The organism is Sphingobacterium kitahiroshimense, assembly GCF_025961315.1.
Lineage (GTDB): Bacteria > Bacteroidota > Bacteroidia > Sphingobacteriales > Sphingobacteriaceae > Sphingobacterium > Sphingobacterium anhuiense.
Genome location: NZ_JAOQNK010000001.1, coordinates 5344618 through 5367077, shown reverse-complemented (window position 1 = coordinate 5367077; position 22460 = coordinate 5344618). Strand labels below are relative to the sequence as shown.

The window sequence follows — 22460 nt, the reverse complement described above, 5'->3', positions numbered from 1 at the left end:
ATCTTAGGTGAAATTATAGTGTTAGGTTAAATCCAAGCTGAAAGCTTCTGGGCTGAGGTGGAGTTCCGAATGATCCAAGTCCCTGTGCATTCGGATTTGAGGTAACATTAGATTCAGGATCTCCTGTATATTTTGTCCAAAGGAACAAATTCGAGCCTAGAAAATATATCCGAGCATTACTAATTCCAGCTTTACTCAAGAAAGATTTCGGCAGTGTATACCCTATCGACAATTGTTTAAGCCTTACAAAGGATGCGTCCTCTAAATAACGGCTGTTCTGATCAATGGTATAGTTATTCCCTATCGATGTTAATCTGGGCACATCGGTAATATCACCATCTTTTTGCCAACGGTTTAGCACATTTTCAAATACTCCCCCGCTAGTAGGGTTACGTTCTCTAAAATAGCGCTCCAGATTTAAAGTGTAGTTACCAAATTGATAAGACAGCGCTGCGCTGAGATCAAAGCTTTTATAGCTGAACGAATTATTTAAACCCCCATAAAATTTAGGATATGCATTATGCATAATTTTGCGGGCATTTACTGGAACTGTTCCATCTTCCAGCTGACCATCAAATATGGCATTTCCGGTTTTAGGATCAACAGATAACTGCTCATAGAGCCAGAATGAATTCAAAGATTGTCCTTCTTTTAAAATCACCCAATCACGTGTATACTGCGTAATTTGGGTCGGTAGTTTTTCTATTTTGTTTTTATTTCCTGAGATATTGAAACTACTTTTCCACGTAAAATTTTGATTTTGAATATTAACACTATTAATAGTCAACTCATAACCTTTGTTACTCACTTCGCCAACATTGGCCCAATACTGGGAAAAACCAGAAGAAGTCTTAATCGGTTGTTGCAGTAAAATATTGGAAGTATATTTATCGTAAACATCCAGGGTAATAGATAATCTATTTTTAAATAACTCTGCATCAAAACCGATATTATACTGTGCTGTTGTCTCCCATTTCAAGTCATCATTACCAAGTTGCTGAGGCCCTATACCTGGTAAAGGAGAACCGATAACATCGGCATACGAACTACCTCCGGACCAAAGTCCCCGTGAAGCGAAATTGCTGATCCCTGACTGATTACCTGTAATTCCATAGGATGTTCTAATTTTCAGGTCATTTAACCAGTTTACATCTTTCAAAAAGTCCTCTTGCTTCAGTCGCCAAGCAAGCGCGAAAGCTGGAAAATATCCCCAACGATTATTTTTTCCAAATTTGGAGGAAGCATCAGCTCTTAATGTCGCTTCTGCAAAATATTTATCGGAATACTGATATCCTGCTCTTCCGAAAAAAGAAGCAATAGAGTAAGCTGTCCAGTCCTGAGATGAAGTACGGGTAGAAGCTGAAGAAATTAATTTATAACTATTGTTGGCAAATCCATTACCTTCTGCGTACAAATAATTCAAAGTATTATGCTGCAAGGTATTGCCCACTAAAGCCGTAATTTTGTGAACGCTATTGAATTGTTTTTGATAGTTTAAGGTCTGCTCATTAATCCAAGTGGTATTTTCAGAAATTCCTGACGTTGCTTGTCCATTGTTAGCTCTTCCAATACTAGTATTGGTATTCCAGTACTGATTTTCATCATATTTGTTGTAATCAGCACTAAAACTGCTCCTGAATTTTAAACCGGGAAGTATATCTGCTTCAGCGAAAACACTTCCGATATAACGTAAACTTAATGTATTGACATCATAATTATCAACTAATACATAAGTATTATCAGATCCTGTAGCCACCCCTTCCTGATCGTGTGTCGCTGTATAGGTAGCCGAAGAAACTGCAGAATTCCACAAACTGACCTGCGGACCGTCACCTGTACGTGCTTGATTTCTTTTTGTTCTAGCAATATTACTTGTAATTCCGATCTTAATGCGTTCACTTAGCTGTTGATCAAAATTAAACTTAAAATTTGCTCGTGAGAAATCGATAACTTTAAAAAATGCTTCTTGATCTGTATACCCAGTACCTATATAATATCGGGACTTATTTCCTCCACCTTGAATACCTAAACTATAATCTTGCACACGTCCATTTCTTAGAATAAAATCTAAACGATCATAGGTCTGCTGCTCCTCAGGTAGGCCACGACCTCCTTCGTTAACCGGTCGAAAAGGTCTGTTAGAAAAGTTTTGATTTAATGATGGTTTATCGATCCCCGAATTAATCCACCATTCATTCGCTAATGCCGCGGTTTCTGGTCCAGATGCCAAATGTGGCAAAGTCGCTTTATCCGCTTGAACAAAACCATTGGAAAGATTAAAATCAATTTTTGTTTTTGCACCATAACTTCCCTGCTTAGTCGTTACAATAACAACACCATTAGCTCCCCTAGATCCATAAATTGCTGTTGCTGAAGCGTCTTTTAGTACTTCTATCGATTCAATATCTGCCGGATTTATATCGGCTAGTGGGGATGTAGTACGACCTCCTAAATTTGCATTTTGTAAGCTTGTATTGTTTAGAAAGACTCCATCAATAATATAGAGCGGATCACTGCTTGAATTAATAGAAGTCGTACCTCTGACACGGACAAATATACCTTCTCCCGGAACTCCAGAATTGGCTACGACCTGTAATCCAGCTGCCTTCCCCTGTAACTGAGCATCAAAACTGGCTACAGGTATTTTATTGACTTCCCCTGCATTAATCTTTGTGATGGCACCAACTACATCCTGTTTTTTTGTTGTTCCATAACCGATAACGACAACCTCATCCAAATTAGAAGCTGTGGGCAATAATTTTATGATACTTTTGGGTGATGTGATTTCTACAGTTTGCGATTGATAACCCAGAAAAGAAACGATGACTGTAGCTGGTAATTTTTGTCCCGTAATAAATTGAAAATTTCCATGACTATCTGTTTGGACAGAATGTGTCACACCTTGCAGCTTTACAGTCGCCCCCACTATTGGGTTTCCATTAACCTGGTCAACAACTTTCCCTTCAAAAGCCGCATTAACAATAGGAGTAGATTTACTTTGTGCATGGGAATAGGTTGGTTGCCCTAAATGCACAGTTAGGACAAAGAGTACCTGAAAAATCAGATACTTTTGATTTTTTTTCATATTCTTGTAGAAAATTAAGGTAAAAAAAGGTTTCTGACGACAACGCCAATTGGGAATCAGAACCTCATCTAATTTTTAAAATGGGGGAAGCTTGCTTCCCCTTTTTGTTAGTTTGTCGTTTTAACAACACATTCGAGAATCGTAATCCAGGTATTCGGAATGGAATAGGATGGTGAAAAAATTTAAGGAAGAAATTAAAACATCATCTTCATAATGTCCAAAAAGGTTTGAGTCATCAAGCGTAGAATAATATTTCATACTGCTGTTTTTTAGTTAGGTGATTGACCCTGACTGTCTCTAATCAGGGTTTAGTGTGCTTATTCTTTAAAACACTTTGCAAATATAATTTTTTATTCCAATAAAAACTACTAATCCTATAGATTTTATTACACTCATAAATAAAATAGATTTCACGCTAATAAAAGGGACACTAAAAAACTAAAGTATAGGCTTACTTAGCTTATTTTTATTCTCATACTAATGTTCCTGTTCTATCATACATGAATGATTTTTTCCTCATATTTGCTACGGGCAAAATCTGAAATTTCTATTGATCCTGCTAAAATCGAGAACTGAGTGCTATGATAGTCAAAAGATTAAAAAATAAATCGTTGTTCACAAATTAAAATATTTATCAGTTTAAATATACCCTCTTTAGTTGGCTGTTACAACGGTAATGTTTGTTTCGTAGTAAGCTCGTAATAAAAAAACATCTGAACATATGTTCAGATGTTTTAAAATTTAGGAATATGTATTTCAGTTTTAATTCTTAAAACAATCTATTACTCCACGTACCCTGGATTTTGTACAAGCAATGGATTTTTCCGAATTTCATCCCGTGATAGCGGAAGAAAATAAACTTGATTTTTCCAAACCCGGTTTTCTTTTGTATTGAATTCTTGCGGTGTGTAGGTATAATTATAAATTGACTCGTCATATTTATAAACATTTGCTAATGACTTACCTGGCTTGAAAGTAGCATCAATTTTAACAATAGTGACCTTTCGTCCTATGGTTTCATTAGCAATAAGCCATCTTCGGGCATCAAAAAAACGTTGCTGTTCATAAGCCATTTCTATACGTCTTTCTTGACGGTATATTGTCCTCAGCGTATTTTGATCTGTGGCAGTGATAGCTGGCATACCTGCTCTAAACCTAATTTTATTCAGCCAGGTTTTTGCTGTTTCTAATTCCCCTAGTTCAATACTTGCTTCCACATAATTAAAAACTGCTTCTGTATATCTAAAATAAGGCCAAGGTACAAACTGTCTTGCTTGAGCATCTACAATATTTGGATCTGGGTCAATAAACTTTTGAATGTAATATCCTGTCCAAGTTCCGTTGTGTGCCTCTTTAGGTCCTTGTTTTGTATCCAATCCTGAAAATTTTGTCAACTTACCGGCTAAAATTAGATCGTAAGCACCTGTTTGTATCTGATTAGCTGGATCGATCGGATTATTTCTCGGTTTCCAATCAGCACCGTCATATAATATGGATGCATAAAAACGAGGATCTCTGTTTTTATAAGGACTGGCTTTATGAATGGGATTGTTCCAGTCAAATTTTGTTCCATCATTCATTTCATAATCATCCACCAAAAGACCTATAGGTTGATTTCCCCCCCAGTTATTATAACCATTGGGACCATTATCTCTAGCATGTGAAGAACTCTGCTCCGTGATAAAATAACGGGCATATAGTATATCTGATGCTGCCGTGATATCCATATCTGGCGCTTTACTTCCCCCTCCCATGGCAATACTTTTGTAATTTAATCTTCCTTGTGCTGGAGTAACAGGTGCTGTAAGATTTAACTTATATCCTGTTCCTGCATCTAGAACCGCTTTTGCTGCTGCTTGTGCCAAAAGGTAGCGATCTTGTTGCGATCCTGCGGCATATGCCAATAAGGGTAGTTTTTCAGATAGGTCATTTAGATCTGTTACCTTAGAAGTAAGTTTAGCTCGATCATGTAAATCACTTGCTGCATAAATTAAAGTTCTTGATTTGAGCGCTAAAATAGTTAACGAATTAATCCTGCCTTTTTCAAGTTTACCATCCCCCAAACGCTTGTAAGCCTCATCACAGTCCTTTAAAATCTGATTTGTACAGGCTTCATAAGTTGCCCGTTCTTTTTGATAGATAATCGGGTCTTCAGAGTATGGATAACTATTTAGAATAAGAGGCACACCGCCATAATACCTTAACAATTGGTGATAACAATAAGCACGGATAAAGAAAGCTTGTGCTAATAATTCATTTTTTACTTTTATATCGCTAATACCATTTTTGGTGTCATCTCCCAGTCTTTCTATGGCAATATTACTGAATCTGATATAGGTGTACATACGCTCCCACCATCTTGATGTACCACCCCAGCCTTCATTAGCACCGTTGATCGCACCTGTGTTCAACAAAAGAAAAGCATCGGTATGGTTCCATAATGATTCGTCAGTTGCAGAAGCCTGCATCTGTTCTGTGAAACCGGAATTACTTGCTTCAAATACGTTGTAAATATCACTAACAAACTTTTCAGCCAACACTGGATCTTGCCATACGGTGGCATCTGAAAAATCATTTCGAGGTGTTACATTTAGAAAATCTGTACTGCATGCTGTCATAAACAATAGCATAACTGCTAGCATATAAAGAATTCTATTTTTGATCAATGTCTTCATTTTATTATTTTATTATTTATGATTTGATTAAAATATAGCCTTTACGCCAAAACTGATAATTTTCGATTGCGGATAGAATTGACCCGTACTATTATCAGATTCAGGATCCCAAATTTTGATTTTATCAAAGGTTAACAGATTAATGCCATTGGTATAAAAACGAATGGAGCTCATCCCTATTCTACTGACCAAATTGCTGGAAAGACTATATCCCAACTCTACATTCTTTAATCTGATATAATTGGTGCTCCGTATCCAGTAGGTATTATCGGTTGTTGTATAATAAGTATCCGAACGGTTGGTAAGTCGAGGATCAACATCACTCGGATTATCAATACTCCAACGGTTATCATAATTCCACTCCAGGTAGTTCCCTATTAATCCCGATTCTGTAGGGCCCATTCGTCGCATACCACCAGTAGCCCCCTGTACCAGTATACTGAAATCAAAACCTTTATAATCACCGCCTAATACAAGACCTCCTGTAAAAGTTGGGGTACCATTTTTGTCCAATCGCACACGATCGTCACTTGTAATTTTACCATCGCCATTATAATCGACATATTTCATATCACCAGGCAATAGCTTGCCATTTTTCAATCCTAAAGCTGTGTAATCTACAGTATTCGCATCAATAGCAGCCTGATCTTTGAAAACACCATCATATTGATACACTAGCCAAGAGTCTGTTACTCTTCCGATCTGTTGCTGATAGGGTAAGGTGTTGACAACATCGCTGGAGTATTGCACATTGTTTTTTGCATAACCACCATTAACGCCTACATTAAAAGAAAGATTACCGATTTTATCGGTATAAGTCAATTTAAACTCATACCCCTTATTGATCAGATTGCCAAGGTTGGCAATTGGCAGATTACCCGAAATACCCGAACTGATAGGTACAACTCCAGGATTCTTTGTCAAAACATTGGTCCGTTTATTATAAAAGAAGTCCAGTTCTAGCGCCAGTTTATGATTTAAAAAAGAAGCATCCAATCCAACATTGCTATTATTAGCTACTTCCCATGTGAAATTAGGGTTAGGAATGGTACTCTCATATAAAGTCTGATAGAGTTTATCACTGAATACCCCCTGCCCGGTATTCATCAATGCTAAGTATTTATATTCTTGAAAAGAACCACCATAATAAGCTTCTGCCCCCATTTGGCCCCAAGATGCTCTCAACTTCAGGTTATTAACAAACCTAACATTATCTTTGAAAAAACCTTCTTCGGATACCCGCCATCCCGCTGAAACTCCAGGGAAGAAACCAAATCTTTTATTAGGTGGAAAAACATAAGAACCGTCCACTCTCCAATTAAATTCAAAAAGATACTTTTCCTGAAAATTATAGTTGACCCTTCCATAGTAGCTTAAACGTGCACGATCGTAAGTATTCTCATTTCCCAAGGTCTGCCGTTCGCGATCACCAAAATTTAACTGTTCTATTAATGTCGAGGCGAAATCCTTACGATCTGCGTAAAAACCATTATTGGTGACAGTCTCACGAGTTAACCCTGCTATCGCGGAGATATTATGCCCTCCTGTTAATGTCTTTTCATAGGATAACAAAGCAGATAAATTGATTGCTAATTGATCCTCCGCCGCTTCACGAAGCTGAGCTTTAGGCTCTATACCTTTTGGTACATACCCTACCAGTGATGGCGTTACTCCATCGGCCTCAAAACTTACCTTATCCCAATCATAAAGAGTCCACGGGGTCTCCCATCTTTTCGATCTTGCCCAATATTTATCAATTGAAGCTGTTCCAGTTAATTTAAGTCCCTCAACACCTGGTATTCTAAAATCAATGGCACCTGTGTTCTGCAAATAATCTCTTGTATTTCTGTCATAGCCCGTTGCACCAGTGGTTATTACAACCGGATTGGCACCATTTTCTAAATCTGGGCCAGGAAGACCATTGGGCCAGGTCGCAATTTCAGTTGGCAGACCGCGAATCAAAGATCTAAAGATCGTGCCCGCTCCGCGTGTAGGGAAATTACGGGATTCTTCACGACCTGTTATGCCAAGTCTAGCGGTAACATATTTGCCCAACTTAAATTCTAGGTTTGCGCGCAAATCGTACTGTTTATAATATGTTGCTGAATTTTTGTAGATCGCATCCTGATTTAAATAACCTAATGAAATCAGATATTTGGTAGTTTCGGTACCTCCATTGATCTGTAAATTATGTCGCTGCTGTGGCGACCAATCTTTTATCGTAGAAGCAAACCAGTCTGTATTTGGATAACGTAAAGGATCTGAACCATCAGCATATTTTTGTCTCTCTTCTGGTGTAAATGCAGCCTCAATCACTCCTGTAGGAGAAGTATATTTTCCATCACCTGTATTTATTGCTTTCCAAATTTCTCCCCACTTATCACTATCTTGGGGATAAACTGTCGTTACCTCGTTTATAATAGAAGTATACTGCTCAGAATTGGCCATTTTAGGTGTACGTGTCGGACGTTGTATACCGTAAGTAAAATCGTAAGAAAACTGCGTTTTACCAACTTTACCCTGCTTCGTTGTAATGAGGATAACACCATTACCTGCACGGGAGCCATAGATGGCTGCTGATGCATCTTTCAGCACCGACACACTCTCTACATCGTTAGGATTAATACGGTCAAAACCTCCTGCGCGCTGTGGAACTCCATCAATTACAATCAATGGGCTCGTATTTCCTCCCGGTAGGGAATTGATACCACGAACACGAATAGAAGAACCATCTCCACCAGGCTCGCCACTACTTTGCATGGCGGTTACTCCAGGCAATCTTCCTGCAAAAGAATTAGAAAGATTGACTGACGATGATTTAGCAAGATCTTCTCCCTTTACAGTAGCAATAGCGCCTGAAACTACAGTTTTCTTCTGAGAACCATATCCCACTACAACTACCTCATCCATCGCCATAATGGTCTGTTCTAGCTTAACCTGTAAAAACTCGTTATTCCCAATTTGGATATCCTTATTTTTGTAACCTACCATGCTAAAATGGAGCAATGTCGCTTCACCACTCACCGAAAGACTAAACGAACCCGTCGCATCGGAGGATGTTTTATTATTTGTACCTACCTCACTTATGGTAACATTGGCCAAAGGTTGATCATTTTGATCCGAAACTTTTCCTTTGATCTGTTTTTGTATCATCTTGTCAACCACTGCAGGAGTACTTTGAACTTTTGCCGTAGTACTTTGACTCAACACAATATTATTATCAATCAATTTGTAAGTAATCTGATATTTTCCCAACAAATCATTAAGTGCTAATTCAAGTGGGATATTTTGAAATTTCACATCTATTTTTCGAATGTGAGCAATCAAAGACTCTTTATATAATATATTATAGCCGCTTTGCTTCTGTATATCCTTCAATAAAGTTTCCAGATTCACATTTTTCTTATTAAGATTGATCTTCTGACCGTAAGAATTAGCACTAACATGAAAACTTGTAGCAAATAGTAGCGGGATCGCAATCGACAACTTCATAGCCAATGGTTTAAGGGAGGAAATCTGTTTAAACTCCATAGGGATTCCCCACCGATTTTTTTTGTATTTTTGCATTCGGTTGATTTAATTTAATTTTTGTAATAAGTTGATTTGTCAGCTGTCTTATAAAGGACAAAAACTTCAGGGGCGGTCGCAACGCTCCTGAAATTTTTTTTAAAAGTTTGTATCGTTATTTTTCCATATATACTTTCCTCCCTTCAATTTTGAAATGTATACCCCTTTCCAATTCTTTTGTATTATTAATGTTCGACTTATACATTCGTCCCTTCAATAGCGATATGTATAGTTCCGATTGGTTATTTTATTACTTTAATTTTTGACATATACCTTTCTTCCTTCAATTTCAAAATGTATACCTCCTACCAATTCGATGGTCTTTAACAGTTTTCGAAAATCTTCGTATCTAGATATTGTGCCTGAAAATTCAAAATTTTCAATTTTAGTATTATAAATGACATCCACATCATACCACCGACTGATGATCCCCATTACATCTTGAATGGAGGTTTTGCTAAAAGTAAATTTCCCATCTTTCCAGGCTTTAAAATAATAGGGATCAACGGTATTTTTAATCACTTTATTTGCTTTGGTATAAAAAATAGACTGTTCCGCTGGTGCTAGATATTGATCATCAAGACGACTGTCCACAAAATTTAGTTTTACTTTACCTTCAACTAAGGTTGTTACAATGTCCTGTCCATAATTTTGAAGGTTAAATTCTGTCCCAAGCACTTCAAGCGCCTGACCACCAGTATGAATAACAAAAGGGATTCGCCGACCATCTTCCTGCTGCGCCATTACATCAAAATATGCTTCTCCCTGCAGATAAATTTCCCGCTTTATTTTATCAAACACAATGGGATACCTAAGGGTGGTCATTGCATTTAACCATACTCTGGTTCCATCTGGTAATTTCAGATTATACTCACCGCCACGGGGAGTAACAATTGTATTGTAGGCAATTTTTTTTTCATTATGATCACCCTTTTTCATGCGATATGAAATTGAACCGTCCGCCAATTTTAGGATTTCGAATGCACCATTATCAATAACCGTATCACCTGTAATTTTATCAAGGTCGATAACCTGACCGTTTTCTAAAATAATTTGAGCTCTTTCTTTTCCAGGAACAACCCAGTCTTTAGTATTACTCACCAGAGTCGGGTTGCTTTTACGATTGATATTCCAAATTAAAAAACTGCCCACAGTTGTGCACAGGATTAAGGATGCGATAGCAATTTTGAAAACTTTTGTGGAAATGAGTTTTTTACGCAGAGGTACTGTCGTTAAATATTCCTTAATTCGGGAATCGAATTTTATTTTATCAAATAATTGATCATCGTCTGGTTCTGAGGATGAAGCACGATCTAATTCATCATCATCGATCAACTGCTCCCATGCTTCTAAGAACTCAGGATCTTCTAAATACTGGGCAAAATGGGCTTTCGAATCCTCGGGGACAGACTTCGCATAAAACTGGCGAATCAAATTTTTATATGCTTCTACTTTGGACATCTTTTATTTCCCTTGCTCTATTATACTAATCGCACTAGGTAGAAAGGATGTACTAGTCAGAAAATAATTTTTATAAAAAAAAGTAGGTAAAGAATCTTATCCAATTTTAATCGTACAAAATTACAAGCTGTAGCTAGATGATTTCGTACTGTATGTTTTGATACACCAATTTCAGCAGCGATTTCCTTATAACTAAGTTCATCAAGTTTATTCATACGAAAAATTTTCTGCTGCTGCGTTGGAAGGTCTTTAATAATAGATTCTAGAATATCGGATAGATCCTTAGTTTCAATGTGGGTTTCCAGGCAGTCATATGCTTCATTAAATTGCGATTGATTTTTTAGCATATATTGTTCCCTTACCACTGCTTTCCTGAAGTAAGATATGGACATCCGCTTTCCAACTATATACAAAAAAGGAAAAATCGATTGAATATCTGGAATCTGCTGTCTTTTTAAGAATAATTGTACAAACACTTCCTGCAATACTTCTTCCACCTCGACATTGGAAGAACAAAATTGGTTAAATTTCCGAAACAGGAAAGGCTTATAAAACACAAATATCTTATGAAATACAGCTTCATCACCCAATTGGAAGCGATTAAACTCTTCTATATTGCAAGGCATTCCCTTCAAGTTCATTGTAGTATTGTGCTTAGGTTTTTCTTAAAAAAGAAATATAATTGAAGATAAATCTATAGAAATATTACAGTATATCAAAATGAAATTATCAAGAAGCCATCTGCATTTTAAGAATCGTAGACTTTTTATCTCGTCTACAGTTAATTTCAGCTTCTTGCTCAGTATATCTTTTTGCATGGGAAAATAGGTTGTTATTCTCTTTAATTATAGAACAGCAATGATGGCAAATCTGAATATACAACAACAATTATTTGCCCTGGTCACATAAATGTTGTAATTTTAGTTAGCTAGAGCGAAAGCTTATCACTCAAAAAAAAACAGGAATACACTTTGTCCCATATAACACCGGAATTAAAACCTAAAGGCGCATTATTATGAAAAAACTAACCTTACTTATATTCCTACTATCAATCACTTCATTTGTTTTTGGACAGGATTTTACAGAAAACACCACACAAATCGTTACTAAATCGGGAATTGGCTTAGGTTCGGTGATAGCAGTTGTTACTTCTTGGGATCGAAACAAATCAATACTCTGGGCCATATTCCATGGTATCTGTAGCTGGTTCTATGTCATATATTTTGCGATCACGCGATAGTAAACGAACATTTTCTACGCTATGAACTTATCATTTATCAATATCGGAACCACAGAAATGCTTTATCTTCTTGTTCCCATTCTTTTGGTCGTGTACACGATTTATCACATCATCACCAATGATAATATACCCGGTGACAAGAGGATACTGTGGATAGTAGCTGTTGTACTATTCAATGTAATTGGATGCATTTTCTATTGGTGGTTTGGAAAAGATAAATCAAATAATATATAAAGAAGATCAGTGCAATCAAAGAGATGAAATGAGTAAGTTTTAGGAAAATCGCTGTTACACTAAGTGAAAAACAACGCAGTTAATCCGATTCTAAAAAATCCATGTACCGCATTTCCAGAAGAAAGCTAGTTTCTATAGAAGCCTCAAACGAAGTTGGAATATGGCAAGAATACGAGTTAAAATTCAAAACCAGAACTGATCCTACGGTAAGCACTATAGACAAAAAACATACGATTACATGATAAATCACTTCCCGGAACACCTGATATCGTCATAAAAAAAATGTAAACTGGCTATTTTTGTCGATGGTGAATTTTGGCACGGCTTTGACTGGAAAAGAACCGAAACCGTATTAAATCTAACCGTTTATTCTGGATACCGAAAATCGAACGTAATATGCAAAAAGACGTACGCACTAATCTTGCTCTTCGTGAACTAGAATATACGATATTCCGGTTCTGGACTCAGGATATCATTAAAAAACTCCTAATTGTAATCAATCAGATTGAATTGTTTATAGAATCCCGAACGTTTTGGAAGTAAATTGACTAAATCTACCTCCTTGCCAGTACAAGAAGTAGATATTTTTCTTGTCCAAAGCACTGAAGAATTAACTATCGAGGTTTGTTTGAAGCTGGTTGATCAGTTACAAATAAAATATTTATTCCCTCTTCAATAACTAAGATTTGCTGGTCTCAGTAATTATCGCTAAATTAATTAAGTAATATAAGAAAATGAGTAGCAAAATTATAGGTACTGGACATTATACTCCATCCCACATCGTTAAAAATACATTTTTTCAAGATTCCACATTTTTTGATGAAAATGAACAGCCTCTAAAACAGTCCAATGAGATAATCACACAAAAACTAAAAGAGATTACTGGAATCGAAGAAAGACGATATGCTACGCATGATCAAGTGGCATCCGATCTAGGATTTCAGGCTGCGCAAAAGGCGATAACAAATGCGCAGATCGACCCTGAAACCTTGGATTATATCATCTTTGCCCATAATTTCGGCGATGTTAAGCACGGCTCTATCCAATCTGATATGGTACCAAGCCTTGCTTCACGTGTAAAACATCTTTTAAAAATTAAAAATAACTTCTGCGTAGCTTATGATCTGCTTTTTGGTTGTCCAGGATGGGTGGAAGGTGTTATTCAGGCAAACGCCTTTATCAAAGCAGGGCTTGCTAAAAAGTGCCTGATCATTGGTGCTGAAACGCTTTCCCGCGTCATAGATCCTCATGATAGAGATAGTATGATCTATGCTGACGGTGCAGGAGCAGTGATAATGGAATGTAGCGATGATGATTCGGGTCTTAAATCTCATATTTCGGCTTCTTTCACACTCAATGAGATTGATTATTTATATTTTGGCCCCTCCTATTTTAATCAAGATTCTGACACAAAATACTTGAAAATGAAAGGGCGAAAAATATATGAGTTCGCATTGACTAATGTTTCAAAAGCGATGAAAAAATGCTTTGACGAGAGTGGATATGACATAAAAGATCTTGCTAAGATCATCATTCACCAAGCTAATGAAAAAATGGATGAAGCTATTGTGCATAGATTCTACCAACTGTACAATACACCACAACCACCCGACATTATGCCTATGATCATTCAGAAATTGGGCAATAATAGCGTTGCAACCATACCAACTTTATTAGCGATGATACTTCAAGGGGAATTGCCTCAACACAAGATCAACAAAGGAGACATCACGCTATTTGCTTCCGTAGGTGCTGGTATGAATATCAATGCATTTGTTTATAAATTTTAAAGCTTTTAACGAAATGCAAATAAAATTATGAAGATTAATTTCAAATAACTTTCATAACCAAATAGAACTGAATCTAACATTACAATAGCAAATAAGATTCAGATCTAAACAAACAATTAGTGATTGAAAATCGCTCCTAATCTTAAATAAGAATACTTATTTTTAGGTACTATTTTCTATACAAATCCATACGTTACACATGTCCGATCGTGAAATTCTTAGAAATCATATAGAACAAACTGTCCAGCTTAGTGATGAACAGTTTGATTACTTTTTCTCATTTTTAAAACCTGTATCCTTTAAAAGAAAACAATCTGTTATAAATATAGGGGATCGTGTATTATGTGAATATTTTGTTCTAAATGGTTGCCTAAAAACTTTCTTTGTCAACGATGAACAAAAGATGCATATTCTACAGTTTGCGACAAAAACCTGGTGGGCATCTGATTATGATGCACTTCATAATAATAAAAAGGCGACTGTCAATCTAGACTGTGTTATCGACACCAATGCTCTTTGCCTATTTAGTGAAGACCGGGAAAAAGTCTGCAAAGAAATTCACGAGATAGAAACATATCTAAGATGGCGTTCAAATAAAGGATATATAGGTTTACAAAAAAGAATTCTCTCTTTGCTTAACAATGACGCTAGAAGCCGTTATGAGCAACTCATGCAACAATATCCCGATCTTTATAACCTGGTACCAAAGCATTTAATTGCGGCATATCTCGGAGTTTCGCGCGAAACATTAAGCAGACTTTATCAGGTCAAATAATCTGACATATATCACCAAAACAAACTTTCTTTAAAATGTGATGTATATCACATAAAGGTCTAATGATTTATGCCCTATTTTGTGATATCATTTTAAACATTTAAAATTTTCAAAGATGGAAAAAAAGAATTTAAAAGTATTGGTTGTACTGACATCGCATGACCAACTTGGAGATACAGGTAATAAAACAGGTTTTTGGGTTGAAGAATTTGCCGCTCCCTATTATGTTTTGGCCGATGCAGGTGTAAATGTAACAATTGCTTCTCCTAAAGGCGGACAACCACCCATAGATCCCAAAAGTGCGCTTCCAGAATTTCAGACAGAAGCAACAAAACGATTTGATGAAGATAAAGAACTGAAAATTAAATTAGCAAACAGCATTCCATTAAAGGAAATAAGTGAGCAAGATTATGATGCCATTTTTTATCCGGGAGGACACGGTCCTCTTTGGGATCTAACAAATGATAAAACGTCTATCGCACTTATTGAAGCATTCTGGAGGAACAATAAACCAGTTGCCGCAGTATGTCATGCTCCTGGAGTATTGCGCTTCGTAAAAGATACTAATGGTTCGTCATTAGTTAAAGGGAAAAAAGTTACAGGATTTTCGAACTCTGAAGAAGAAGCTGTGCAATTGACCAATGTTGTTCCCTTTTTAGTAGAAGATGAACTGGTAAAACTTGGAGGGATATACAGTAAAGGAGAGGATTGGAACAGCTATGTTTTAAAAGATGGTAACTTAATTACTGGACAGAACCCAGGTTCTTCAGAAGAAACAGCGAAAGAATTACTCGCGCTGTTAGCGAAATAAAAGTCTTCATAAGAATAATTACAATCAAGGTATACGGGCTGGATCTTACTACATCAGTTCGTATACCTTGGTTACTTTAGGTATCTTGGCTTTCTTTGTTAAGTATTATAATGTAAAATATTTAATAGATAAGTTCCAAGGCAGATTTGTAACACGATCACTTTTATTAAGTGACATAGCTATAAATTTACAATTTAAAAGGATTTACAAGTCTAAACGCATTTTCAATAAATGGGGTTTAAATCCCGCTTTTAGATAGGCATTTTTAGCAATTACATTTGCATCATAAACATCCAATTTAACTTCCGTTAAACCACGGCTTTTAGCCCATTCCATAAGTTTTTGTAAAATTACACCGTTAATACCCTGACCTCTAAATATGGGCTTCACATACATAAAACCCAAATACGCGTATTCCTTATGTTTTTGAAACGGTTTCGCCTCCAAAATTTTACCATAGCCTGAACCTACAATTTCATTATTAACAACAGCCACCAATAACGCTGCTCGCTCACTTCGAATGAGATCCATTAAATCATAGTAGTGAATCTCCCCTTCTTTTAAACTGTCATCAAAGGGTCTTTCAGCATCTACTATTCCTTTTTCAAAATTTAATAATATCTCAATATCAGATTCAATCGCATTCCGTATTTCTACCATCATTTAATTAACTAATTTAATCTATGTACAACTAATTTTTACATTTCAAGATACATAAAAATGATCCAAAGTCACATTAAATTTAAGGTTCGATTTTCCTTCATTTTTCATTACTTTGTAAAATAGATTAGGAGATAACCATTTTATACCTACTAACCTTACTTTATGAATATAAATATTGATGATTTTTTTGAGCCCGTACATTTTAAAGATACTCTTAATGAGCTGGATTATAATATAACCAAACCTATCGTAGATTTTGCGAGATCACTCAGTCAATTAACTTATCAAAGTGTGTATTTGATTGATTATTATAAAAAGGGATTTCTTTTTGTGTCCGACAATCCAATATTTCTTTGTGGTCGTACAGCTGATGAGGTTTTGAAAAATGGTTATCAGCATTATCTTGATAATGTACCTGAAGAAGATCTTCTACTATTAAAAAAAATTAATGATAGTGGCTTTGATTTCCTCAAAAATCTATCGGAAGAAGATCGGATGCAACATTCCATTTCATATGACTTCCACCTTAAGCAACCAATAGGAAAACCAATTCTGATCAATCACAAGCTAAAGCCTCTCCTACTAGACAACTCCTCAAACCTTTGGATAGCACTTTGTTTGGTGTCCATATCGTCTCATGCTAAAGCGGGAAATATTAGAATAAAGAATGAATTTGACAAATCTTATTTCGAATATGATCTGATCAATAATATTTGGTCAGAAAAACCTGCAATATTATTAAAAAAAAGAGAAAAAGATGTTCTAAGATACTCTGCCCAAGGATTAACAATGGAGCAAATAGCTGAAATCCTTTTTGTTTCTATCGATACTATTAAATTCTACAAAAAGCAAATATTCTCCAAGTTAAAAGTAAAAAGTATTACAGAAGCTACAGCCATAGCAATTGAACTGTCACTTTTCTAATTCATAGTAAGATGCACTTATGCTCATCAATTATAAAAATTAAGCAACCAATTTCGCAATATCATGCAATACTTAGCTTCTGTATATTCAATTTGATTGCAAAATGAGTATTGATTTTAATCCTACACAAAAGTGTAGATTTAATAGGATCGATGCGTACTAACAATTAAACTTAATACATTTGACTCATGGATAATGACAAACTGTTTCATCCATATACATTTCAATATTTATATTAAAAATGGAAGTTGCTACCGATCTAACCATTTGTAAATAAATACTAGCCAAATTATTAAATGAAGAGAGATGAATTGTAAAAGTTGCAACAACGAAGTATATCAGAATTACTGTTCAAACTGCGGACAACCTTCAAAACTAAAGAGAATAGATGGGCATTATATTGCACACGAGATCGAACATGTATTACATTTTGAAAGAGGTATCCTATATACCATCAAGGAATTAATAACTAGCCCTGGGGACAATGTGAGACGTTATATTTCAGAAAATAGAGCTCGACTTGTAAAACCTATTATTTTTATCATCATCACTTCCCTTCTATATACAGTTGTTAACGGATTTTTCCATATTGAGGAAGGTTATGTAAAATATGACGGAATCTCAACAACCACCACAGGCAGAATTTTCAGCTGGGTACAAAGTCACTATGGCTATGCCAACATCATACTGGGAGTATTTACTGCTTTTTGGGTTAAAATATTTTTCAAAAAATATGACTATAATTTTTTTGAAATTTTAATATTACTATGCTTTGTTACAGGTATAGAGATGCTTATATATGCATTTTTTGCTTGCTTATATGGTTTGATACAAATTGACTTAATGCAATTTGGAGGTATGATTGGTATTGCCTATTGTAGTTGGGCTATTGGTCATTTCTTTGACAAAAAGAAGACTATAAATTATTTAAAAGCATTCGCCGCATTCGTGTTAGGAATATTAACTTCTGTAACAATTGCATTAACAATAGGAACACTAATCGACTTACTTATAAAACATTAAAAATATGGACAACAGAAAATTAATATTATTTGTATTTAGCATTATCGCTATTATACTCGGAGTGACCCTATTTAAACAGTTCGACTTTGAAAATTTTACATTTGAGAAACCCGCATTAGCAGCTGTCTATTTCACCGTCTTTGCATTCTCAATATACATCCTTGTAAAAAAACCTAAAAAGCAATCTGAAAAATAAAGTAAGCAAAATCCTATAGACGAGGTAGAAAGGCCTAGTTGTTTCAATGAAATAACACCCCATCTCAATATGTTGATTTCATATTAAACCTCATACTATACACATTCTTTTTCCCTCATATAAGCAGGGAAAAAGAATAAATATTCTTACCCGCATGATATTACTACACCTTACCGGAATCTTTTTCTGAATAGCCTTTCTCCACAGACTTAGGGATCTGCAATTTATTTCGTAAACTGTATAACAAATTCACGACCAATTAGCCATGCAAGACTAACTCCTTTAAGCACTACTTATACATAAAAAAGAAGTAAACACCCTTTCAATATATCAATTTTTCACACCCGCTCATTATTCCTTTACTAAAAATCCATAACAGCAGTGAATATCTAAGCAAGTATGAATCTGTACATAAGACGCATTCATAAATTCGGTAATCCATTCTGTGCGAGCACCACAAAGCGGACAGCAAGCTGGTTTCTTTTCCATAATCAAACTATAAAGTATACTAATATTAATAGCACTAATATAACTATAATTTATTATATCTAAAAATATTAGCATATTATTTTTAGATATTAGAATTCTCCACTATATTAAAAGCAACATCACACCTCTGGAGGTCGATATACTTACTTTTAATAAGCAAATCGTTATTATAGCGGATAGACAAAATCAAGGGTAAAATATTTAAGCTTCATCATTGTATAATTGAATTATTTATAATCTATCATCCTTCGAGCAAGATTTGGATTTACGCATATACTCCAAGAAATTAAATTCAACCTTAATTGAATAATTAGTGCCAAAATTTTAACATAGACCCTATCATAACTTCTGTACAAATTTAGTTGCTTAATTTTCCAGATGGTAACAGTAAATCATCAGCCAATGAGATAATTTTGGTTATTTACTGTCTTCAAGTGACAACAAAAAAGAATAAATAACATAGGACAACATGTCCGAAATGTTAAAAAACCTTAAATATCTAATTATCTAACAGATATTTAACAAGTATACCAAAGCATCAAAAAACGACGATAACACCACTATAAATCAGTTGTTTATGATACCAATAATTATATCAAGTTTGTTACAATCAGCAATTAACATATTTTTTAAATGGTTATTAGGGCATGTGTTTTGTAAATAGTCAATCGTAATATTCTTATTACAAAAGATAGTTTATCATTTGATAGCAAAATCAAATGCATTAGCCCACACTCATAATAAAGAAGAATATGAATTACATGGAAGAAGTTCTCACTCCCTCATCGGAGGTTAAGATGCAAGTCAAGCCAGCAGTATTTAATTCAAAAGAGCTGGAATCGAAACAACAAAAAAATAATTTGTTACGTAAAACAATGCAATATGGTCTCAAAGAATATAGCATTTGGGGCTTTACATTTTTGATCTTACTAACATCGGTTTTCGGTTTGTATATGCTTCAAACAGAATTTGAAGCATTAAGATTTGAACGATTAAACAGTATAGGTGGAACATTGCTTGTTGGATTTGGTATTTTTTTACTTTTAACTAGCGTAAGCTTTTTAGTTTATCTAATTGTTTTACATATGAAGTATAAACCGATAGCTTCGGTTTCAAATGAGGAGCTGCCTTCATGTACCATTATAGTACCCGCATATAATGAAGGTCATCTGGTATATGATACCTTACACAGTCTCGCTAATAGTGATTACCCAGAAAAGAAACTTCAGATAATTGCTATTGATGATGGAAGTAAAGATGATACGTTTACCTGGATACAGCGTGCCAAAGCAGAATTGGGTGACCGTGTGGAAATCTATAAGCAACCTAAGAATATGGGTAAACGACATGCATTATATCGTGGATTCAAATTAGGAAAAGGCGATGTATTTATTACAGTTGATAGTGATTCTATTGTAAAAAAAGACACTTTGCGTAATATGGTTTCTCCTTTTGTAAAAAATGAGAATTGTGGAGCAGTTGCAGGAAATGTACGTGTTTTAAACAATAAGAAAGCAATTATTCCACGTATGCTCAGTGTTAGTTTTATATTTAGTTTTGAATTTGTACGCTCTGCACAAAGTGTATTAGGTTCAGTAATGTGTACACCTGGAGCCTTATCTGCATACAGAAAAGAATCGGTCATGAATTGTCTTGAAGATTGGATTAACCAGACCTTTATGGATCAACCATCAGATATTGGGGAAGATCGTGCTATGACAAATATGATTCTAAAACAAGGATATCACGTACTATTTCAGTCCAATGCTTATGTATATACTGATACTCCTGTACGATACAAAAATCTATATAAAATGTATATCCGTTGGGAGAGAAGTAATGTACGCGAAAACATCATGATGAGCCGTTTTGCTTTTACCAACTTCCGAGAAGGTAAAAAATTGGGTACGCGTATCTTATTGCTTATGCAGTGGAAAAAAGTCTTACTTTCTTATCCTTTGCTTGTATTAATGCTATGGACAATATTTCATTATCCACTAATGTTTCTGAGTGCTACTTTTGTCGGTATATTGATTTTTTCAAGCGTCCAAGCATTCTTTTTTGCTTCAAAAAGTGATAATAAGAAGGAAGCAATCTGGGCATATACATATAGTATTTTTTACGCACTTTCACTATTCTGGATCACACCTTATGCAATTGCAACTGCGGGAAGAAGTGGTTGGTTAACCAGAGGATAATTTAACGTATAATACTTCCATGTATTAGTTACAGTAAATATAAATGCACTTAATGGGCAAGAACTAAGTAAACTTCACTTAGTTCTTGCCCATTAATCATTACAAGATGCATTAGATTATTCTAGACTTCATTGATAATGCAAATACTTTAGACTTCAATCTTCTCAATTTTCGTAAATTATATAAATTCGGGTACTTACAGCTGTAGTGAATAAGTACGATAATTATTTAAACAATTTATTGCAATACATTGAAATCGATATTCTGTCGGATTACAGGGGTTTCTATTTGTTAGGATAGGAAATTAATCATTCCTATATAGTAAGTATGGTGATCAGCTTAACCTTTATAATTCAACTTAATCTCTTAAAAAATTATTTATATAAACCAAAAAGGATAGAAATAATTTTATAGAGCTATACCTAGATAGACTACATGTCCAGATCATTTAATTAATTTCAAAAATAAAAAACAAGTAATTGCAGAAGTAAGAATCAAAAAAAAAATCTCATTTTTAAAACATTCAATAACTATTAAAGTATGTTCTAAAAACAAGAAATTAAAATAGTAAGTAATCTTTCTTACAAACTATACGGAACCATTTATAAAATTAAGCTACTATTTTGAAAGTTCAGCAAGCTCAGCTTTTGAGAATGCATGATCTCCCTTAAGATAGCTGTTGGCTTCGCTCAGATATTTATAAATTATTTTTTTTCCTTCCTGACTCGGTAGTTTTTTTAGATTATGCACCAAAAACTCTTTATCATCTATTCGATCTTTACTATAATTGAGAAATGAGGGTGCATGGGTTTGCACAGACCAACGGATAAAACGCAGATCGATATTGTCTTTTTGTTTGACAATAACAGATTCTAATAAGTTTTTACCCTTCTTAAACTGGCTTAATTTGGTAAATGGATTGTTTTTATGTTTTGCCCAAAGAATCTCATATGCGGCAAGATATCCTTTTTCGGTTACTGTATTTGCTCCCTCATCTAAGATTTTAAGATTCGTTTCACAGAGCTTTTTATCTTTTACAGCTAAAGCATAATCTGAGCGCATCTTATCAATATTGATTTGACCAAAACATGTGATCGAGCTTACCACGAAAAAAATACAGACATAAAAACGTATTCCCATACTCAATTTAATTAAAAAAATGATACTCAATGATATAACCTCAAAAACCTGTTATATATTATATTATTCAACAAAATAGTTCCACAAGTACAACTCATAAGCTGTCTTTGACCGAACATATTTTTATTATATAACAACACAGAACGGCTTTAAGTTTGTTTGTTTTTTACTCTTCTCGATTAGTCTAAG

General features: G+C 34.9%; 16 protein-coding genes. 9 read left to right on the top strand and 7 right to left on the bottom strand.

What is annotated here, in order from left to right; genetic code table 11:
• Window positions 1-13: 13 nt before the first annotated feature.
• The 5 genes from M2265_RS23045 to M2265_RS23025 all read right to left on the bottom strand — a co-directional run bounded on the left by M2265_RS23045 (window position 14) and on the right by M2265_RS23025 (window position 11429).
• Window positions 14-3085: a SusC/RagA family TonB-linked outer membrane protein gene (locus tag M2265_RS23045; protein ID WP_132770356.1), complete on the bottom strand. Its 3072-nt coding sequence runs from the start codon at window positions 3083-3085 to the stop codon at window positions 14-16.
• Between the two features lie 782 nt (window positions 3086-3867).
• Window positions 3868-5760: a RagB/SusD family nutrient uptake outer membrane protein gene (locus tag M2265_RS23040; RefSeq protein ID WP_132770358.1), complete on the bottom strand. Its 1893-nt coding sequence runs from the start codon at window positions 5758-5760 to the stop codon at window positions 3868-3870.
• Between the two features lie 27 nt (window positions 5761-5787).
• Entirely contained in the window at window positions 5788-9327 is a 3540-nt protein-coding gene (locus M2265_RS23035; RefSeq protein WP_243655420.1) for a TonB-dependent receptor, read from the bottom strand.
• Between the two features lie 255 nt (window positions 9328-9582).
• Window positions 9583-10788, bottom strand: coding sequence for a FecR family protein (locus M2265_RS23030; RefSeq protein ID WP_132770360.1), 1206 nt, complete (start codon window positions 10786-10788; stop codon window positions 9583-9585).
• A gap of 56 nt (window positions 10789-10844) precedes the next feature.
• The gene (locus M2265_RS23025) at window positions 10845-11429 is read right to left on the bottom strand and encodes an RNA polymerase sigma factor (RefSeq protein WP_132770362.1); all 585 of its coding nucleotides are present in this window, start codon (window positions 11427-11429) and stop codon (window positions 10845-10847) included.
• Between the two features lie 374 nt (window positions 11430-11803).
• Between M2265_RS23025 and M2265_RS23020 the strand changes: the two genes are divergently transcribed.
• From M2265_RS23020 to M2265_RS23000, 5 genes are all read left to right on the top strand, one after another.
• Window positions 11804-12028 (top strand): hypothetical protein, encoded by a 225-nt coding sequence (locus M2265_RS23020; RefSeq protein ID WP_132770364.1) that lies wholly within the window; start codon window positions 11804-11806, stop codon window positions 12026-12028.
• Window positions 12029-12049: 21 nt separating this feature from the next.
• Window positions 12050-12262 (top strand): PLDc N-terminal domain-containing protein, encoded by a 213-nt coding sequence (locus M2265_RS23015; protein ID WP_021190273.1) that lies wholly within the window; start codon window positions 12050-12052, stop codon window positions 12260-12262.
• Between the two features lie 734 nt (window positions 12263-12996).
• Window positions 12997-14052 (top strand): 3-oxoacyl-ACP synthase III family protein, encoded by a 1056-nt coding sequence (locus M2265_RS23010; protein WP_021190272.1) that lies wholly within the window; start codon window positions 12997-12999, stop codon window positions 14050-14052.
• 199 nt (window positions 14053-14251) lie between these two features.
• Window positions 14252-14827: a Crp/Fnr family transcriptional regulator gene (locus tag M2265_RS23005; RefSeq protein WP_132770366.1), complete on the top strand. Its 576-nt coding sequence runs from the start codon at window positions 14252-14254 to the stop codon at window positions 14825-14827.
• A 115-nt stretch (window positions 14828-14942) separates the two neighbouring features.
• Complete coding sequence (locus M2265_RS23000) at window positions 14943-15638, top strand: type 1 glutamine amidotransferase domain-containing protein (protein WP_021190270.1); 696 nt, start codon at window positions 14943-14945, stop codon at window positions 15636-15638.
• Between the two features lie 204 nt (window positions 15639-15842).
• On the opposite strand, the gene M2265_RS22995 is transcribed toward M2265_RS23000, so the two are convergent.
• Window positions 15843-16301 carry a GNAT family N-acetyltransferase gene (locus tag M2265_RS22995; RefSeq protein ID WP_207902432.1) on the bottom strand — a complete coding sequence of 153 codons (459 nt, stop codon included), beginning with the start codon at window positions 16299-16301 and terminating at the stop codon, window positions 15843-15845.
• A 162-nt stretch (window positions 16302-16463) separates the two neighbouring features.
• Between M2265_RS22995 and M2265_RS22990 the strand changes: the two genes are divergently transcribed.
• The 4 genes from M2265_RS22990 (at window position 16464) to M2265_RS22975 (ending at window position 21131) form a co-directional block, all read left to right on the top strand.
• Window positions 16464-17225, top strand: a complete 762-nt coding sequence (locus tag M2265_RS22990) for a response regulator transcription factor (protein ID WP_132770368.1) — start codon at window positions 16464-16466, stop codon at window positions 17223-17225.
• Between the two features lie 306 nt (window positions 17226-17531).
• Entirely contained in the window at window positions 17532-18248 is a 717-nt protein-coding gene (locus M2265_RS22985) for a DUF3667 domain-containing protein (RefSeq protein ID WP_132770370.1), read from the top strand.
• Window positions 18249-18252: 4 nt separating this feature from the next.
• On the top strand, window positions 18253-18444 hold the full coding sequence (locus M2265_RS22980; protein ID WP_021190266.1) for a hypothetical protein: 192 nt from the start codon (window positions 18253-18255) through the stop codon (window positions 18442-18444).
• Between the two features lie 1241 nt (window positions 18445-19685).
• Window positions 19686-21131: a glycosyltransferase gene (locus M2265_RS22975; protein ID WP_207902433.1), complete on the top strand. Its 1446-nt coding sequence runs from the start codon at window positions 19686-19688 to the stop codon at window positions 21129-21131.
• A gap of 618 nt (window positions 21132-21749) precedes the next feature.
• Here the strand turns inward: M2265_RS22975 and M2265_RS22970 are convergent.
• On the bottom strand, window positions 21750-22271 hold the full coding sequence (locus M2265_RS22970; protein WP_132770372.1) for a hypothetical protein: 522 nt from the start codon (window positions 22269-22271) through the stop codon (window positions 21750-21752).
• Window positions 22272-22460 lie beyond the last annotated feature (189 nt).

Bases quoted from the DNA above. Each gene is read 5' to 3' on its own strand.
- M2265_RS23040 (WP_132770358.1), bottom strand. From the start codon at position 5,760: ATGAAGACATTGATCAAAAATAGAATTCTTTATATGCTAGCAGTTATG.
- M2265_RS22985 (WP_132770370.1), top strand. From the start codon at position 17,532: ATGAATTGTAAAAGTTGCAACAACGAAGTATATCAGAATTACTGTTCA.
- M2265_RS23035 (WP_243655420.1), bottom strand. From the start codon at position 9,327: ATGCAAAAATACAAAAAAAATCGGTGGGGAATCCCTATGGAGTTTAAA.
- M2265_RS23005 (WP_132770366.1), top strand. From the start codon at position 14,252: ATGTCCGATCGTGAAATTCTTAGAAATCATATAGAACAAACTGTCCAG.
- M2265_RS22995 (WP_207902432.1), bottom strand. From the start codon at position 16,301: ATGATGGTAGAAATACGGAATGCGATTGAATCTGATATTGAGATATTA.
- M2265_RS23045 (WP_132770356.1), bottom strand. From the start codon at position 3,085: ATGAAAAAAAATCAAAAGTATCTGATTTTTCAGGTACTCTTTGTCCTA.
- M2265_RS23030 (WP_132770360.1), bottom strand. From the start codon at position 10,788: ATGTCCAAAGTAGAAGCATATAAAAATTTGATTCGCCAGTTTTATGCG.
- M2265_RS22990 (WP_132770368.1), top strand. From the start codon at position 16,464: ATGAATATAAATATTGATGATTTTTTTGAGCCCGTACATTTTAAAGAT.
- M2265_RS23025 (WP_132770362.1), bottom strand. From the start codon at position 11,429: ATGAACTTGAAGGGAATGCCTTGCAATATAGAAGAGTTTAATCGCTTC.
- M2265_RS22970 (WP_132770372.1), bottom strand. From the start codon at position 22,271: ATGGGAATACGTTTTTATGTCTGTATTTTTTTCGTGGTAAGCTCGATC.
- M2265_RS23000 (WP_021190270.1), top strand. From the start codon at position 14,943: ATGGAAAAAAAGAATTTAAAAGTATTGGTTGTACTGACATCGCATGAC.
- M2265_RS22975 (WP_207902433.1), top strand. From the start codon at position 19,686: ATGAATTACATGGAAGAAGTTCTCACTCCCTCATCGGAGGTTAAGATG.
- M2265_RS23010 (WP_021190272.1), top strand. From the start codon at position 12,997: ATGAGTAGCAAAATTATAGGTACTGGACATTATACTCCATCCCACATC.
- M2265_RS23015 (WP_021190273.1), top strand. From the start codon at position 12,050: ATGAACTTATCATTTATCAATATCGGAACCACAGAAATGCTTTATCTT.
- M2265_RS22980 (WP_021190266.1), top strand. From the start codon at position 18,253: ATGGACAACAGAAAATTAATATTATTTGTATTTAGCATTATCGCTATT.
- M2265_RS23020 (WP_132770364.1), top strand. From the start codon at position 11,804: ATGAAAAAACTAACCTTACTTATATTCCTACTATCAATCACTTCATTT.